Below are 18,248 nucleotides of genomic sequence, written 5' to 3'. Positions count from 1 at the left end.
TAAGCAGTCTTTGACGACATTGGATCTCTCCATGGGCGTGTTTTCCACGTAATTTCACAGACAGAGAACGCCCTTTCTTGCCTAATAAAACACTACATAATGCAACCTACAATTGCAACATTCTTCTTATGGTAGTTGTTCAACATTGGTGAACGGCTGCCGAAACAATCGCTCGGAAATGGAGGGTACGTTGACGGGAACCCGACTGACGCGGCAAACCTTTCGAAAACAGAAAGGCCGCCGGCATTACTGCCGGCGGCCACATATTTACAGAGCTAAAGTAGGCTTATTCGCCCGGCTGCGGCTCGTTTTCTTCGGTCATGGAAGACAGCATCGGCGTTGCCTCGTCGGCGCCGGAAGCCTTGCGGCGGGCGTCGATGATGAGGTCGTCGCGGGTTGTGGCGATGCGGCGAACCTGGCCCATCGCGCGTCCCGTACCGGCCGGGATTAGACGGCCGACGATGATGTTTTCCTTCAGGCCCTGCAGCGTGTCGACCTTGCCGGCAATCGCAGCTTCCGTGAGAACCTTGGTGGTTTCCTGGAAGGATGCAGCCGAGAAGAAGGACGGCGTCTGCAGCGAGGCCTTGGTGATGCCGAGCAGAACGGGCTCACCTTCGGCAGGCCGCTTGCCCTGGGCAACAAGGTCTTCGTTCATATTGTCGAAGGCAATCGCTTCGACGATATCGCCGGTGATGTAGCCACTGTCGCCGGAGGCCGTGATCTCGATCTTCTGCAGCATCTGGCGAACGATCACCTCGATGTGCTTGTCGTTGATGACAACGCCCTGCAGACGATAGACTTCCTGGATCTCGTTGACGAGGTAGGAAGCCAGCGCCTCGACGCCCTTGATCGCAAGGATATCGTGCGGAGCCGGGTTACCGTCGAGAATGTAGTCGCCCTTCTCGATGTAGTCGCCATCCTGCAGATGGAACGGCTTGGCCTTGGGAATGAGGTATTCCACCGGCTCGACACCATCCTCGGCAGGTTCGATCTGGATGCGGCGCTTGTTCTTGTAGTCGCGGCCGAAGCGGATCGTACCGTCGATCTCTGCGATCACGGCATGGTCCTTCGGACGGCGGGCTTCGAACAGTTCGGCCACGCGCGGCAGACCACCGGTAATGTCCTTGGTCTTGGCGCTTTCCAGCGGCGAACGGGCCAGCACGTCACCCTGGCTGACCTTCTGGCCGGGCTCAACCGACAGAATGGCGTCAACCGAAAGCGGCAGGCGTGCGTCACCGCCACGCGGCAGCTTCATCACTTCACCGTTCTCGTCCTTGATGACGATGGACGGCTTCAGATCGGAACCACGCGGCGTCGAGCGCCAGTCGATGACCGAACGCTTGGTGAAACCGGTGGCTTCATCCGTCGTTTCGGTAACCGAGAGACCTTCGACCAGATCCTCGAAGTCGACCGTACCGGCAACTTCCGTCATCATCGGGCGGGTATAGGGATCCCACTCGGCGAGACGCTGGCCGCGCTTGACGGCATCGCCATCATCGACGAACAGCTTCGAACCATAGGCGACCTTCTGCGACGACCGTTCCTGGCCGCGCTGGTCAAGGATCTGCACCGCCATGTTGCGGCCCATTGCCACCAGAACGCCATCGGAGTTCCTGAGAACGTTGCGGTTCTTGATGCGAACCGTACCGTCATAGGAGGATTCCAGGAACGACTGGTCAACCACGTTTGCCGTACCGCCAAGGTGGAAGGTACGCATGGTCAGCTGGGTGCCGGGCTCACCGATCGACTGGGCGGCGATAACGCCGACAGCTTCACCGATGTTGACCGGAGTACCGCGTGCAAGGTCACGGCCGTAGCAGACCTGGCAGACGCCCGTCTGGACTTCGCAGGTCAGCGCCGAACGGATCTGAACCGACTGGATACCCGATGCCTCGATCTTGGCGACGTCGGCCTCGTTGATCTGACGGCCGGCCTCGACGATGAGTTCGCCGGTTGACGGATCCTCGATATCGACAAGTGCCGCACGGCCCAGAACACGCTGACCGATGGAGGCAACCACCTGACCGGCATCGACGATCGCCGTCATGGTCAGGCCCTTGTCCGTGCCGCAATCTGCGGTGTTGACGATGCAGTCCTGTGCGACGTCGACGAGACGACGGGTCAGGTAACCCGAGTTCGCCGTCTTCAGCGCGGTATCGGCAAGACCCTTACGGGCACCATGCGACGAGTTGAAGTACTCGTTCACGGTCAGGCCTTCCTTGAAGTTCGAAACGATCGGCGTTTCGATGATTTCGCCGGAAGGCTTGGCCATCAGGCCACGCATGCCGCCAAGCTGACGCATCTGGTTCACCGAACCACGCGCACCGGAATGGCTCATCATGTAGATCGAGTTCATCTGCTTCTGACGACCGGTCTCCGGATCGAATTCGACAGCCTTAATGCGGGCCATCATCTCTTCGGTGACCTTTTCCGTCGCCTTGCCCCAGGCGTCGACAACCTTGTTGTACTTCTCGCCCTGGGTGATGAGACCGTCATTATACTGCTGCTCGTATTCCTTCACCAGCGCTTCCGTCTCGGCGACGATCGTGTGCTTGGCATCCGGAATGACCATATCGTCCTTGCCGAAGGAAATACCCGCGCGGCAGGCATGGCCGAAGCCAAGGCTCATGATCCGGTCGCAGAAAATGACCGTGTCCTTCTGGCCGCAATGACGGTAGACCGTGTCGATCATCTTGGAGATGTTCTTCTTGGTCATTTCCTGGTTGCAGGTCTCGAACGGCACATTCGAGTTCTTGGGCAGAAGCTCGCCGATGATCATGCGGCCGGGCGTGGTTTCGTAGATCTTCGAAACCTCGTTGCCATCCTCGTCAACGGTCTTGAAGCGACCCTTGATCTTGGAGTGCAGCGTGACGACCTTGTTTTCGAGCGCATGGTGCAGTTCGCCCATATCGGCAAAGGCCATGCCTTCGCCCGGCTCGTTCTGGTTCATGATCGAGAGGTAATAGAGACCGAGAACCATGTCCTGCGACGGCACGATGATCGGCAGACCATTGGCCGGATGCAGAATATTGTTGGTCGACATCATCAGCACGCGGGCTTCCAGCTGCGCTTCCAGCGACAGCGGAATATGAACGGCCATCTGGTCACCGTCGAAGTCGGCGTTAAACGCCGTGCAGACGAGCGGATGCAGCTGGATCGCCTTGCCTTCAACCAGCGTCGGCTCAAACGCCTGGATACCCAGACGGTGCAGCGTCGGCGCGCGGTTCAAGAGCACCGGATGCTCGCGGATCACCTCGTCGAGGATATCCCAGACTTCCGGACGTTCCTTTTCAACCAGCTTCTTGGCCTGCTTGACGGTCGAGGAATAACCCTTGGCGTCAAGACGGGCGTAGATGAACGGCTTGAACAGTTCGAGCGCCATCTTCTTCGGCAGGCCGCACTGGTGCAGCTTCAGCTCCGGACCGGTCACGATGACCGAACGGCCGGAATAGTCGACGCGCTTGCCGAGCAGGTTCTGACGGAACCGGCCCTGCTTGCCCTTCAGCATATCCGAAATCGACTTCAGCGGACGCTTGTTGGCGCCGGTGATGACGCGACCGCGACGACCGTTGTCGAACAGCGCATCAACCGATTCCTGAAGCATGCGCTTCTCGTTACGGATGATGATGCCCGGCGCGCGCAGCTCGATAAGCCGCTTCAGACGGTTGTTACGGTTGATCACGCGACGATAGAGATCGTTGAGGTCGGAGGTCGCGAAACGGCCGCCATCGAGCGGCACCAGCGGACGCAGATCCGGCGGGATCACCGGAACGACCTTCATGATCATCCACTCGGGCCGATTGCCCGACTCAAGAAAGTTCTCGACGATCTTGAGGCGCTTCATCAGCTTCTTCTGCTTCAGTTCCGACGTGGTGTCGGCAAGCTCTGCGCGCAGATCGCCCGCGATCTTTTCCAGATCCATGCCGGCGAGCATTTCATAGATCGCTTCAGCACCGATATTTGCCGAGAACTGGTCTTCGCCGAACTCGTCGACGGCCAGCATGTATTCCTCTTCCGAAAGGAGCTGATTCTCCTTCAGATCGGTCAGGCCGGGCTCGGTGACGATATAGTTCTCGAAATAGAGAACGCGCTCGACATCCTTCAGCGTCATGTCGAGCAATGTCGAAATGCGGCTCGGCAGCGATTTCAAAAACCAGATATGGGCAACGGGCGCAGCCAGTTCGATATGGCCCATGCGCTCGCGGCGAACCCGCGACAGCGTCACTTCAACGCCGCACTTTTCGCAAATAATGCCCTTGTATTTCATGCGCTTGTACTTGCCGCACAGGCACTCATAGTCCTTCATCGGACCGAAAATACGCGAGCAGAACAGACCGTCACGTTCGGGCTTGAACGTACGGTAGTTGATGGTTTCCGGCTTCTTGATTTCGCCATAAGACCAGGAAAGGATCTTTTCCGGGCTGGCGATCGAGATCCGGATCGAATCGAAGACCTGCGCCGGCGCCTGCGGATTGAAAAGATTCATGACCTCTTGGTTCATGCCTGTCTCCTTGACTGGGCGGCATCGCCCTTGCTGACAGATAAATCCGGCCAAACCCCGATGCCGGTTCTCTGTCTTTTAAAACGGTTCTAGCCGCGAAATGCGGCAAAAATGACACTACATGCTTACCAACCGGCATGCCGTGCCGATGGTGCGCCCGGCATATTCAATGCGGGCGCACCGTCTTTTGCTGTTATTCCGCAGCGTCCGGCAGTTCATCGGCCTCTTCGTCACCGGGCTCATCGGCACGGTTTTCGAGTTCGACGGAAAGCCCCAGCGAGCGCATTTCCTTGACGAGAACGTTGAATGATTCCGGAATACCGGCCTCGAACGTATCATCACCGCGAACAATGGCTTCATAGACCTTGGTACGACCGGCAACGTCATCCGACTTCACGGTCAGCATTTCCTGCAGCGTGTAGGCGGCGCCGTAAGCTTCCAGAGCCCAGACCTCCATTTCGCCGAAGCGCTGGCCACCGAACTGCGCCTTACCACCGAGCGGCTGCTGGGTGACGAGCGAGTACGGACCGATCGAACGGGCATGGATCTTGTCGTCAACCAGATGGTTGAGCTTGATCATGTACATGTAGCCCACGGTGACCTGGCGGTCGAAGGGCTCGCCCGTACGGCCGTCGTAAAGCGTCGACTGACCCGACGGATTGTAACCCGCCCAGGACAGCATCTCGGAGACGTCGCCCTCATGCGCACCGTCGAAGACCGGCGTGGCGATCGAAACGCCGCGCTTGGCTTCATCGGCAAGACGCACCAGGCTTTCGTCATCGAAATTCGAGACTTCGTCCCGCGCTTCCGATGCATAGACCTTGGTCAGCGTTTCCTTCAGCGGCGCGATGTCGTTGGTCTCCTGGTACTCCTCGAGCATCTGGCCGATCCGCTTGCCCATGCCGGCACAACCCCACGCAAGATGCGTTTCCAGGATCTGACCGACATTCATGCGGCTCGGCACGCCAAGCGGGTTCAGCACGACATCGACATGGGTTCCGTCTTCCAGGAACGGCATGTCTTCGGCAGGCAGAATGCGGGAAACCACACCCTTGTTGCCGTGACGGCCGGCCATCTTGTCGCCGGGCTGGATCTTGCGCTTAACAGCCACGAAGACCTTGACCATCTTCATCACGCCCGGAGGCATTTCATCGCCGCGCTGGACCTTTTCGACCTTGTCCATGAAACGCTGTTCAAGGCGGTTCTTGGATTCGTCATACTGGCCGCGAAGCGCTTCGAGTTCGGCCTGGGCTTCCTCATCCTCAACGGCAAACATCCACCACTGCGAACGCGGATAAGCCTCGATCACATCGTCGGAGAGCTTGACACCCTTCTTGAAGCCCTTGGGGCCGGCAATCGAGGTGTGGTCGCGCAGCATGTCTGCAAGACGGGCGTAGACGTTGCGGTCCAGAATGGCCTGCTCGTCATCACGGTCCTTGGCGAGACGTTCGATTTCCTCGCGCTCGATCGCCATGGCACGTTCGTCCTTTTCGACGCCGTGGCGGTTGAACACGCGGACTTCGACGATCGTGCCGAAAGTGCCGGGCGGCATGCGCATCGAGGTGTCGCGAACGTCGGAGGCCTTTTCACCGAAGATGGCGCGCAGAAGCTTTTCTTCCGGCGTCATCGGGCTTTCGCCCTTCGGCGTGATCTTGCCGACGAGGATATCACCCGGATGCACTTCCGCACCGATGTAGACGATACCGGCTTCATCGAGGTTCTTCAGCGCTTCCTCCGAAACGTTCGGAATGTCGCGGGTGATTTCTTCCGGACCGAGCTTGGTGTCACGGGCCATGACCTCGAATTCTTCCAGATGGATCGAGGTGAAGACGTCATCCGAAACGATCCGCTCAGACAGCAGGATCGAGTCCTCGTAGTTGTAGCCGTTCCAGGGCATGAACGCGACGAGCGCGTTGCGGCCGAGTGCCAGATCGCCAAGGTCGGTCGACGGACCGTCGGCAATGATGTCGCCCTTGTTCAAAACGTCACCGACGCGGACCAGCGGACGCTGGTTGACGCAGGTGTTCTGGTTCGAACGCTGGAACTTCATCAGCCGGTAGATATCGACGCCGGACTTGGAGGCATCGAGGTCTTCCGTGGCGCGGATAACGATACGGGTCGCATCCACCTGGTCAACGACACCGCCACGCTTTGCAGCAATCGCAGCACCGGAGTCACGGGCAACGACCGGCTCCATACCGGTTCCCACGAACGGCGCTTCGGCACGCAGCAGCGGCACGGCCTGACGCTGCATGTTCGAGCCCATCAGAGCGCGGTTGGCGTCATCGTTTTCCAGGAACGGAATGAGAGCCGCTGCAACCGAAACCAGCTGCTTCGGCGACACGTCCATCAGGTTGATGTTTTCCCGCGGGGCCAGCATAACCTCACCGGCATGACGGCAAACGACGAATTCTTCCGAGAAGGAACCGTCATCATTCATCACCGAGTTGGCCTGGGCGATGTAATACTTCGCCTCTTCCATGGCCGACAGATAGATGACCTCGTCGGTCAGCTTGCCGTCCTCGGAAATCTTGCGATACGGGCTTTCGATGAAGCCGTACTTGTTGACGCGCGCAAAGGTCGCCAGCGAGTTGATCAGACCGATGTTCGGGCCTTCCGGCGTCTCGATCGGGCAGATACGGCCGTAATGGGTCGGATGCACGTCGCGGACTTCGAAGCCGGCGCGTTCGCGCGTCAGGCCACCCGGGCCAAGTGCCGAAAGACGACGCTTGTGGGTGATTTCCGAAAGCGGGTTGATCTGGTCCATGAACTGCGACAGCTGCGAGGAACCGAAGAACTCGCGCACGGCGGCAGCCGCCGGCTTGGCGTTGATCAGGTCCTGCGGCATCACGGTGTCGATCTCGATCGAGGACATGCGTTCCTTGATCGCGCGTTCCATGCGCAGAAGGCCCAGACGATACTGGTTCTCCATCAGCTCACCGACCGAGCGAACACGGCGGTTGCCAAGGTTGTCGATATCGTCGATTTCGCCCTTGCCATCGCGCAGATCCACGAGCTGCTTGACCACGGCAAGGATGTCTTCCTTGCGCAGCACGCGCATCGTGTCCGGCGCATCGAGATCAAGACGCATGTTCATCTTGACGCGACCGACGGCCGACAGGTCGTAACGTTCGGCATCGAAGAACAGCGAATTGAACATCGCCTCGGCCGATTCCATGGTCGGCGGCTCACCCGGACGCATCACGCGATAGATATCGAACAGCGCGTCCTGACGGTTCTCGTTCTTGTCGGCCACAAGCGTGTTACGGATATAGGCGCCGACATTGACGTGGTCGATGTTGAGGATCCCCAGTTCATCGATGCCCTGCTCGATGATGCCTGCAAGGTTCTTCTCGTCAAGCTCTTCACCGGCTTCGAGATAGATCTCGCCGGTTTCCATGTTGACGATGTCTTCGGCGAGGAAGGTGCCGTAAAGCTCTTCATCGGTGACCTTGAGCGCCTTCAGACCGCCTTCGGCAAGCTTCTTGAGCATGCGCGGCGTCAGCTTCTTGCCGGCCTGGACAACAACTTCGCCACTTTCTGCGTCGATCAGATCGCTCACGACCTTCTGGCCGCGCAGACGCTCCGGCGAGAACGGCACTTTCCAGCCGTCGCCGTCACGCTCGTAAAGCGCCTTTTCGTAGAAGGTTTCGAGGATTTCCTCGGTATCCATGCCAAGCGCCATCAGAAGCGACGTCGCCGGGATCTTGCGGCGGCGGTCGATACGGGCGTGGACGATGTCCTTGGCGTCGAATTCGATGTCGAGCCAGGAACCGCGATAGGGGATCACACGGGCGGCAAACAGCAGCTTGCCGGAGGAGTGGCTCTTGCCCTTGTCGTGGTCGAAGAACACGCCCGGCGAACGGTGCATCTGCGAAACGATGACGCGCTCCGTGCCGTTGACGATGAAGGTGGCGTTGTTGGTCATCAGCGGCATATCGCCCATGTAGACCGACTGCTCCTTGATGTCCTTGATCGACTTCGCGCCGGTATCCTCGTCGATATCGAACACGATCAGGCGCAGCTTCACCTTCAGCGGCGCGGCGTAGGTCAGGTCGCGCTGCCGGCATTCCTCGACGTCGAACTTCGGCTGTTCGAATTCATAGGATACGAACTCGAGCATCGAAGCGCCCGAGAAATCAGTCATGGGAAAGACGGACTTGAAGACCGCCTGAAGCCCCTCATCCGGGCGACCGCCCTCGGGCTCTTCCACCATCAGGAACTGGTCGTATGATGCTTTCTGAACCTCGATCAGGTTCGGCATCTCCGCCACTTCCGGAATTTTTCCGAAAAACTTGCGTACGCGCCTGCGACCATTAAAGGAAAGGGTCTGAGCCATCGTCGCTCCTTGTCAATCTGCATCCGGGCCTGCAACAGACGGTTACCGATGGCCAGTCGGCTCCGTCATCATCGAGAGCCATTTCCAATACCGCCGGAAAGGCTCGATCTCCTGAATTTATCGACTATCCGAGCGCGGGACCGGTTAAGGCGGCGCTGCCCGTCGAAAGGGTCTTATTGAGAACCCATTACCCAAAGGCCCGAAAAGGGACTTTGGGTAATGGTTTCAGGTCAGTTTTTAAGCCCTGCGGGCAGGCGCTTGCCCGCCCACAGAACCTTGAACAAGAAAAGCTTACTTGAGCTCAACCTTGGCGCCAGCTGCTTCCAGCTTGCCCTTGAGTTCTTCAGCTTCGTCCTTGGAAACGGCTTCCTTGATCGGCTTCGGAGCGCTTTCAACGAGCTCCTTGGCTTCCTTGAGGCCGAGACCGGTGATGCCGCGGACTTCCTTGATGACGCCGATCTTGTTGGAGCCGGCTTCAGCCAGAACAACGTCGAATTCGGTCTTTTCTTCAGCAGCGGCAGCAGCTTCACCGGCACCACCGGCAGCAGCAACAGCAACCGGAGCAGCGGCGGAAACGCCCCACTTCTCTTCGAGCATCTTGGACAGTTCAGCGGCTTCGAGAACCGTCAGTTCAGAGAGTTCGTCTACGATTTTGGCGAGATCAGCCATGTCAGTCTTCCTTAAGTGTTTGGTTCGAACTGGGTCGAAATTTCATAAACAGCGAAAAACCGCCTCAAGCGGCTTCGTCCTTCGTGGCATAGGCGTTGAGCACGCGCGCAAGCTGGCTTGCGGGTGCCGAAGCAATCGTTGCGATACGCGTTGCCGGGGTCTGGATCATACCAACCAGCTTCGCACGCAGCTCGTCCAGCGAAGGCATCGTCGCAAGCGACTTGACACCATCAGCATCGAGCACGGTTGCCCCCATGGCGCCACCCAGAACAACGAGCTTGTCGTTGGTCTTGGCGAAATCCATGCAGACCTTCGGAGCCGTCACCGGGTCATCGCAAAAAGCGATGAGCGTCTGACCTGTGAACAGATCAGCCATTCCCTCGGACTCCGTACCCTGAAGGGCAATCCTGGCCAGGCGGTTCTTCGCGACTTTGACAGTGCCGCCCGCTTCACGCATCTTCGAACGAAAATCGTTCATCTGCGCAACGGTGACACCGGCATAGTGGGCCACGACAACCGAACCGGAAGCCTTGAAGACTTCGTTCAGTTCCGTGACGAATTCGCGTTTTTCCGCTCTTTCCACTGCCTATCTCCAGTTGACAGGACCATTTACGGACCTGCCGGTTTGCCTTTGCCGCAGGGGCTCTTGTTTTATCCAAGATCCCAAGCGACGCTCGAGGATCCTGCCCCCTTCAGCGCGCGATTTCTCAAGCGCCAAGGCACAACCAGGTTCGAACCAAATTGACCGCCGGGGGTTCATCACCGTCCATCGCGGAAAATAGGGTCTCACCCGTCTCATGCAGGCAAATGATTAAGGTTGCCCACCTGCAATCTCGGACAGGAAACCGGGTTTTATCCCGGTCTTTTTCCGGGCCCTGGAGCCCGGAAACTTTACATCGGAAGCTTTCGCTTTCCGAAAAACTTTAAGCGTTGACCGACGAGAAGTCGATCTTGACGCCGGGGCCCATGGTCGACGACAGGGCGACGCGCTTGACGTAGTTGCCCTTGGCGCCGGCCGGCTTGGCCTTGACCACGGCATCGGCGAATGCGCGGATGTTTTCTTCCAGCGCGCTCGCATCGAACGATGCCTTGCCAACACCGGCGTGTACGATACCGGCCTTTTCGACGCGGAACTCGACAGCGCCGCCCTTGGAGGCTTCAATCGCCGCCTTGACGTCCATCGTGACGGTACCAACCTTCGGGTTCGGCATCATGCCGCGGGGGCCGAGCACCTTGCCGAGACGACCGACGAGCGGCATCATGTCCGGCGTGGCGATGCAACGATCGAAATCGATGTTGCCGCCCTGAACGGCTTCAACCAGGTCTTCGGCGCCGACAACATCCGCACCGGCTTCCTTGGCTTCATCAGCCTTGGCGCCACGGGCGAACACGGCAACGCGAACGCTCTTGCCCGTGCCGTTCGGCAGGTTGACGACACCACGGACCATCTGGTCGGCGTGACGCGGATCAACGCCCAGGTTCATGGCGACTTCGATGGTTTCGTCGAACTTGGCAACCGCGCGTTCCTTGACCATCTGAACGGCCTCGGTAAGCGGGTAAAGCTTGTTGACGTCAACACCCTCACGGGTCTTCTGAATACGCTTTGCAATCTTGGTCATGGCAATCAACCCGTCACTTCCAGGCCCATGGCGCGGGCAGAGCCCTCGACCATCTTGATGGCACCTTCGACATCGGCGGCATTGAGATCGCTCATCTTGGCTTCAGCAATCTTGCGCACCTGATCGGCAGAGATCGAACCGGCCTTGGCCTTGCCCGGCGTCTGCGAACCCTTCTTGATCTTCGCTTCCTGCTTCAGGAAGTAGGAGACCGGAGGCTGCTTCATCACGAAGGTGAAGGACTTGTCCTGGAAATAGGTAATGATGACCGGGATCGGCATACCCTTTTCCATTTCCTGCGAGGCGGCGTTGAACGCCTTGCAGAATTCCATGATATTGATGCCACGCTGACCAAGCGCGGGACCGATCGGCGGGGACGGATTTGCCGAACCTGCCGGGACCTGCAACTTGAGCTGGCCTGCAACTTTCTTAGCCATTACTCTGCCTTTCATCTAACGGACCGTTTCCGGCCCACTCTGCCGACTGATAGCCGGCGGCTGCGGTTGCGTGGTTCGGATTAACGGAGTGCCGGCTAAAGCACCCCTCCTCCCACGCGCAATGCCCCTTGATCAAAAGGGGCAAAACTTCAAACTTTTTCGACCTGTCCGTATTCAAGCTCGACCGGTGTGGCGCGACCGAAGATCGAAACCTCGACCTTCAGGCGGGCGCGCTCTTCGTCGACATCCTGAACGACGCCGTTGAACGAGGCGAACGGACCGTCGGACACGCGGACGTTTTCGCCGATTTCGAAAGATACGGTCGCCTTCGGGCGCTCGACACCTTCCTGCACCTGACCGAGGATGTGCTCAGCTTCGGAATCGGGAATCGGAACAGGCTTCTGATCACTGCCGAGAAAGCCGGTCACGCGCGGCGTATTCTTGATCAGATGAAACACTTCATCATTCAGATCGGCACGAACGAGAACATAACCCGGAAAAAACTTCCGCTCCGAATCAACCTTGCGCCCGCGGCGCACCTCAACGACCTTTTCGGTCGGAACGAGAATGCGATCAAAGAAGTGGTCAAGCCCCTTCTGCTTCGCCTTCTCCTCGATTGCCTCGGCCACCTTCTTCTCGAAGTTGGAATAGGCATGAACAATATACCAGCGCATCGCCATTATTTCTCTTCCCTGTCCTTACCCGGTCACGCGCCGAGATTGAGGATGAAATTCATCGCCAAGCTCATCAGCTGATCGGCGGCGAAAAAGAAAAATGCCGCAACCACCACCATCACCATAACCATCAGGGTCGAAATGACAGTTTCGCGCCGCGAAGGCCATACTACTTTGGCCGTCTCGGAGCGCACCTGCTGCAGAAACGTAAATGGATTGGTTTTCGATGCCATAAACTGCCCACGCCTTTACGGCGCGTAAAGCGGAATATCCCAACTCCACGCACCGCGAGTCTGTCTTGCATTACATATCATTGTTTTCCAGTTTCTCAAGAGGAAAACAACATTTTCTTTATACGCATCCGCCAGCCTTCCGCCGGAAAAACCGCAGAAGCCTTGAATGGCAGGGGCAGAGGGGCTCGAACCCCCGACCTGCGGTTTTGGAGACCGCCGCTCTACCAACTGAGCTATACCCCTTCACCGAACCCGGCTGCATGCGTTACCGCGCCACCCGATCCGATCTGGCGCCCCATTTACGGGGATGACGCCGTCTTGGCAAGAGTGTTTTTCATGAAAACCGGAAGAACCCCATGCAAACTAAGCCGAATACCCTTTCAGGCCGGTCATCGACCAACCTGATCGCACAAGCCCCATCATCCCGACAGGCCAGTGCACGGTCGGGATGATGGAAAAAGCGCGGCAGGTTGCCGAGCGTATCAGCTTCTCAGCGCCTCGTTCTCAGGATCGAACGGGCTTTCCTCGACAACCGTTGCATCAAAGAGCTCACCGAGAATGCGGATCTTCAGCTTCGTACCCGGCATTGCATAATCCGGCTTCAGCATGGCAAGGGCGATCGACTTGCCGATGCGCCAGCCGAAACCGCCCTGGGTGGCGCGGCCCGCCAGATTGCCGTCAGCATCGTAAATCGCCTCCGACCCGCGCGCATCGCAATCGGTGACGCCATCGACAATGAGGGTCGCAAACACTGAGCCAAGCCCGTTTTCCTTATGCGCCAGCAGCGCTTCCTTGCCGATGAAATCCTTCTTCGGGCGGATGAAGCGGTCGAGACCTGATTCGTAGGCCGTATATTCGATCGACATTTCCCGCTGCATGGCGCGGTAGGATTTTTCCAGTGCCATGGCCCCCATGGCGCGAATGCCGAAGGGCTTGATATCGAATTCGGCGCCGGCTTCCATCAGCTTGTCGAAGATATAGGTCTGCATGGCGATCGGGTGATGCAGCTCCCAGCCAAGCTCACCGACAAAGTTCACACGCAAGGCATGGGCCGTGGCCGCGCCGATGGCAATCGGCTGCCCCGTCAGCCAGCCGAAATCGGCGCTTTCCAGCGAGGAACGCGTGAGCTTCTTCAGGACATCGCGCGATTTCGGGCCGGCGACCACGAGAACGCCCATTTCCAGCGTCAGCGGGCGCAGTGTGACCGAACCGTCATCCGGCGCAAGCTTTGCCAGAAGATCATGATCGTGGCTTTCCAGCCCTGCACCGGAGACCAGATAGAAGCGATCCGGCGCCCATTCATAAAGGGTGAATTCGGCCCTCACCCCGCCCTTGGTTCCCAGCAGATGGCAAAGCGCGATACGGCCGCGTTTCTTCGGCACGGCATTGGCGAAGATGCTGTCAAGGAAGGCGCGCGCGCCGGGCCCGGACACTTCCATCTTGGCAAACGGCGTCATGTCCAGCACGCCGACCTTTTCGTGGACGTGCTTCACCTCATTGCCGACATGCTCGAAATAGTTCGAGCGGCGGAACGACCATTTTTCCACGATCCGGCCGTCATCGAGCGGCGGCGCATGATTGTGGCTGGTGATCACATCGGCGCCGACGCCAAGTTCGCTCTCATCCAGCGCGTAGCCCTCCGGCGCATACCAGTTGGCCCGCTCCCAGCCGTAGATGGAGCCGAATACGCCGCCAAGCGCCTTCAGCCGCGAATAGACCGGCGATGTCTTCAGCGGACGCGCGGCTGAACGCTCTTCATCGGGATAATGCGTGGTGAAGACATTGGCATAGGCTTCCTCGTTCTTGGCAATCAGATAGCCCTCGGTCGCGTAGGGTCCAAACCGGCGCGGATCGACGCCGGCAAGATCGACGGTCGGCTCGCCGTCGACGATCCATTCGGCAAGCTGCCAGCCGGCCCCGCCGGCCGCGGTAATGCCGAAGGAATGACCTTCATTGAGCCAGAAATTCTTCAGCCCCGGCGCAGGCCCGACAATCGGGTTACCGTCCGGCGTATAGGCGATCGCGCCGTTATAGACCTTCTTGATGCCGACCTCGGCAAAGGCGGGCACACGGGCAAACGCCGTCTCGATATGCGGCATCAACCGGTCAAGGTCTTCCTGGAACAGCTCGTATTCGCTGTCATCGGACGGCCCGTCGACATAACAGACCGGCGCGCCGACTTCATACGGCCCGAGGATCAGGCCACCCGCCTCCTCGCGCATATACCAGGCGCTGTCGGATTCGCGCAAAACGCCCATTTCCGGCAGGCCCTGCTTCTTGCGTTCCAGAATGGCCGGATGCGGCTCGGTCACGATATACTGATGCTCGACCGGAATGACGGGAATGTTGAGGCCGACCATTTCGCCGGTGCGGCGCGCAAAATTGCCGGTGCAGGATATGACGTGATCGGCGGTAAAGGCTTCCTTGTCGGTCTCCACATGCCATGTGCCGTCGGCGTTCTGGCGAATTTCGGTGACAGTGGTGTTGCGCAGGATGCGGCCGCCATTGTCGCGCGCGCCCTTTGCAAAGGCCTGGGTCAGATCGGCGGGCTGGATATAGCCGTCGTCGGGATGCTGGATCGCGCCGAGAATGCCGTCGGTCTCGCACAGCGGCCAGACTTCCTTGACCTCTTCCGGCGTCAGGAACTTGAAATCGACGCCGATGGTTTCGGCGATCCCGGAATAATAGAGATATTCGTCCATCCGGTCCTTCGTCATCGCCAGACGAATGTTAGACACTTTCGAAAACCCGACATTCAGCCCGGTTTCTTCTTCAAGAGCGGTATAGAGATCAACCGAATACTTGTGCAGCTGGCCGACCGAATAGCTCATGTTGAACAGCGGCAACAGACCGGCGGCGTGCCATGTCGAACCGGAGGTCAGTTCCTTGCGTTCGATCAGGACGGCATCGTCCCAGCCCTTCTTTGCCAGATGATAAAGCGTCGATACGCCGACGACACCGCCGCCGATCACCAGAGCCCTTGTCTTCGTTGTCATCCGTTCCGCCTCTTGAAACCTTGATTGACCACCCGCGCGCCGGGCATTGCCTTATGAGACTATGCAACGGGCGGAAGACCGGAAACAGCCCGTTTGCGACATGCAGTCTTGCGGGCGCGACGCGGCCGATTTTGGGCTCAGCGCTCGCCGCCGTCATCATTGCCGGCGTCGGGATGATCGAACATCGGTTTTGAGACCGCCTGCGGCTCCGACGTGCCGGCGTTTTCATCCCTTTTCCTGTGCTTGCGGATGGAATCCGCCAGTTCGTCGCGGCGCTCCTTTTGCGGAATGATATGCAGGTCGCGCTGCGGATAGGGAATGGTGATGCCCTCGTCCCTGAAGCGCTCGAAGATCGCCACACGGATATCATTGCGCACGGCAATGCCGTTGAACACGTCCGCCAGATAAACGCGCACCTCGAAATCAAGCGTCGATTCGCCGAACCCCATGAAGATCACCATCGGCTCCGGGTTCTGCAGCACCAGCGGATGCGAGGTGCCGATTTCCATCAGGATATCCATCACCTTGCGCGGATCGCTGTCATAGGAGACCCCGACGGCGACTTCCGAGCGGCCCATCTGGTTATGGTGCATCCAGTTGCCGACGGAGGCGTTGATCAGCTCGGAATTCGGCACGATGATCGACTGCCGCTGAAAGGTCTCGATTTCCGTCGCCCGCACGGAAATGCGCTTGACGAACCCTTCCGCAGATCCGGAAACGATCCAGTCTCCCACCTTGAACGGCCGTTCGACCAGCAGGATCAGGCCGGAGACGAAATTCGAAACGATGGTCTGCAGGCCAAAACCGATACCGATGGACAGCGCCGAAGCCACCAGCGCCAGACTGGAGAGATTGACCCCGGCGGCCGAAATTGCCAGCAGACCTGCCAGCGCGACGCCCAGATAGCTGATCCCGGTCTTGACCGAATTGCGCACACCTGAATCGGCACGCGAACGCAAAAGCACATTATTGTCGAACCAGCCCTGGAACCAGCGCGTCAGGAGAAAGCCGCCAACGAAAAGCAGAACCCCGATCAGGATGCCGCCGAGTGAAATCGTGATCGAACCGACGGTGACGGAGGTGAGATTGTCGGCAGCCCAAAGCCGCATTTCCTCGTAGCGCACGCCCCAGGACAGAAAGATCAGCGGAATGCCGATAACAAAGGTCAGCGCGTAAATCAGAAGACCGCCCAGAAGCGAAAGCTGATCGGCCCGGACCGCGGACAGCTGAAAGCGCTCGACGAAGCGCTTGCCAAAACTGGTGCGGGCGATGCTGCCCGCCTGCGAGACCGCCTGCCCCACCAGAATACCGATATACATGGTGATCAGCACGGCACCGGTCAGCACCACCTGTTTTGCGGCAAAACGCGCGAGCGCGACATAGCCGATCAGGGCGCACAACACCACCAGAAGCCCGACGATCCGGGACAGAAAGGCAATTGCGGAAGGAAACAGAAGGGCAAGCGTACGGGTGCGTTTTGTCTCTTCTCCCGCCGGCGTTCGCACACGGATGAACGACATCGCCACCAGAATGCAGCCGATCAGCACGGAAGAGACCAGACTGCGCAGAACATCGACCTGAACGCCCACATCCAGCGTGTCGTTCAGCACGCCGATCAGGATATCGATCCAGTTGATGAAGGCCATCGCGGTAAAGGCCAGCACCAGATTGCGCGCGGCGGCATTGCCGATCGGCATCAGCCGCCATTGCGGCCGGCCGGGCGTCAGCACGTTGCGCGACAGCAGGAACACGAAAAAGATGATCGCCCCGGAAATATAGGCCTGAAGCACAAAGCGCTGCACATCTGGCAGAAATATCCCCATGCCGGCAAACAACACATAGGAGACCGTCAGGAACGCCAGCATGGCGAGACAGGGAACAACCGTCGTTCCGAACGCGGCCAGCAGCCGGATCACATAATCCGGCTCCTCCATCTGCAGGTCCAGCCGGGTGCGCTCCACAAGGTTGGAGGAAACCCGATAGGCGAAAAATGCAGCCAGGATCGAAAGCAGGTTGGCGAGGATGAACGGAACGCGTTTGGACTGCCAGATATAGCGCAGCCAACCGGCATAGGCGTCCTGGAAGGTTGCAAACTGCTGCTGCCAGAGGACATTGAAATCGGTGGCAAACAGGCTCGACAGTTCGGTATGCTTGAACAGCGCGCGGGCAAACTGCTCACGCCGCGTCTGGGAAATCGCGTCGGAGGTTTCTTCGGCCGAATCCGCCAGCTTTCTCACCCGGTCGGCAAGCGCGTTGATCTCGGAGCGTTTGGCCAGAAGCTGATTGCGTTCGCGCGTCGTCACCTCCGGCTCGGGGCTTTCGCCCGGCCCCGGTGCGTTGCCGAGTTCGCTCAGTTGCGAACGGACCTCGTCGAGCCGCGACTGGATCGTGCCTTCCGCCTTCGACAGATCGCTCTGGAGCTGATCGGCTTGCACCTGAAGCTTGGAAAGTTCATCATCGCTGTTGTCGCCCTGAACCTTGTCGGAAACGCCGGAAAGCGTGCTGGCATAATCATCCAGCGTCGTCCCCATTTCAGTGACAAAAGGATCGCTCGGCTGGTCGACCGCGTCATTCGGCTTTTGTCCGGACCCTTCTGCCTGCGCAGAAGCAGCCGGCGCCTCTGCCGCCTGCTGGGCAAGAACAGGCGAGCCGGCCAACAGACAGAACAGCGCCGCCATCACCATGGCAAGCCTGAAAACACCCCTCCCCTGCGTAAGCTGCATCAAATGATCTAGTCCCTCGTTTGAAAATGTCGAAAACGCGCCTTTGAATTCCAAAGCGCG

Annotated in this window: 10 protein-coding genes and 1 tRNA gene; all 11 read right to left on the bottom strand. The window is 58.9% G+C overall.

What is annotated here, in order from left to right; all coding sequences use genetic code 11:
• Positions 1-286: 286 nt before the first annotated feature.
• The 11 genes from rpoC to ACHZCU_RS15320 all read right to left on the bottom strand — a co-directional run bounded on the left by rpoC (position 287) and on the right by ACHZCU_RS15320 (position 18,188).
• Positions 287-4,501, bottom strand: coding sequence for a DNA-directed RNA polymerase subunit beta' (gene rpoC / locus ACHZCU_RS15370; RefSeq protein WP_319519456.1), 4,215 nt, complete (start codon positions 4,499-4,501; stop codon positions 287-289).
• A 193-nt stretch (positions 4,502-4,694) separates the two neighbouring features.
• A complete protein-coding gene (rpoB, locus tag ACHZCU_RS15365) occupies positions 4,695-8,840 on the bottom strand; it encodes a DNA-directed RNA polymerase subunit beta (RefSeq protein WP_106301781.1) in 4,146 nt (1,381 codons plus the stop codon).
• A gap of 291 nt (positions 8,841-9,131) precedes the next feature.
• The gene (rplL, locus tag ACHZCU_RS15360; protein WP_106301784.1) at positions 9,132-9,509 is read right to left on the bottom strand and encodes a 50S ribosomal protein L7/L12; all 378 of its coding nucleotides are present in this window, start codon (positions 9,507-9,509) and stop codon (positions 9,132-9,134) included.
• Positions 9,510-9,573: 64 nt separating this feature from the next.
• Positions 9,574-10,092 (bottom strand): 50S ribosomal protein L10, encoded by a 519-nt coding sequence (rplJ, locus tag ACHZCU_RS15355; protein ID WP_106301787.1) that lies wholly within the window; start codon positions 10,090-10,092, stop codon positions 9,574-9,576.
• A gap of 340 nt (positions 10,093-10,432) precedes the next feature.
• Entirely contained in the window at positions 10,433-11,128 is a 696-nt protein-coding gene (gene rplA / locus ACHZCU_RS15350; protein WP_106302192.1) for a 50S ribosomal protein L1, read from the bottom strand.
• Positions 11,129-11,133: 5 nt separating this feature from the next.
• On the bottom strand, positions 11,134-11,562 hold the full coding sequence (gene rplK / locus ACHZCU_RS15345) for a 50S ribosomal protein L11 (RefSeq protein ID WP_106301790.1): 429 nt from the start codon (positions 11,560-11,562) through the stop codon (positions 11,134-11,136).
• A gap of 149 nt (positions 11,563-11,711) precedes the next feature.
• Positions 11,712-12,242 (bottom strand): transcription termination/antitermination protein NusG, encoded by a 531-nt coding sequence (gene nusG, locus ACHZCU_RS15340; protein WP_106301792.1) that lies wholly within the window; start codon positions 12,240-12,242, stop codon positions 11,712-11,714.
• A gap of 26 nt (positions 12,243-12,268) precedes the next feature.
• Positions 12,269-12,469: a preprotein translocase subunit SecE gene (secE, locus tag ACHZCU_RS15335; protein WP_106301795.1), complete on the bottom strand. Its 201-nt coding sequence runs from the start codon at positions 12,467-12,469 to the stop codon at positions 12,269-12,271.
• A gap of 167 nt (positions 12,470-12,636) precedes the next feature.
• Positions 12,637-12,712, bottom strand: a tRNA-Trp gene (locus ACHZCU_RS15330).
• Positions 12,713-12,951: 239 nt separating this feature from the next.
• Positions 12,952-15,465, bottom strand: coding sequence for an FAD-dependent oxidoreductase (locus ACHZCU_RS15325; protein ID WP_319519455.1), 2,514 nt, complete (start codon positions 15,463-15,465; stop codon positions 12,952-12,954).
• A 137-nt stretch (positions 15,466-15,602) separates the two neighbouring features.
• Positions 15,603-18,188, bottom strand: coding sequence for a mechanosensitive ion channel domain-containing protein (locus tag ACHZCU_RS15320; protein WP_319519454.1), 2,586 nt, complete (start codon positions 18,186-18,188; stop codon positions 15,603-15,605).
• Between the last annotated feature and the right edge of the window lie 60 nt (positions 18,189-18,248).

Origin of the sequence: uncultured Martelella sp., assembly GCF_963677965.2 — a bacterium.
Lineage (GTDB): Bacteria > Pseudomonadota > Alphaproteobacteria > Rhizobiales > Rhizobiaceae > Martelella > Martelella mangrovi.
This window is presented reverse-complemented; position numbering and strand designations above follow the sequence as displayed.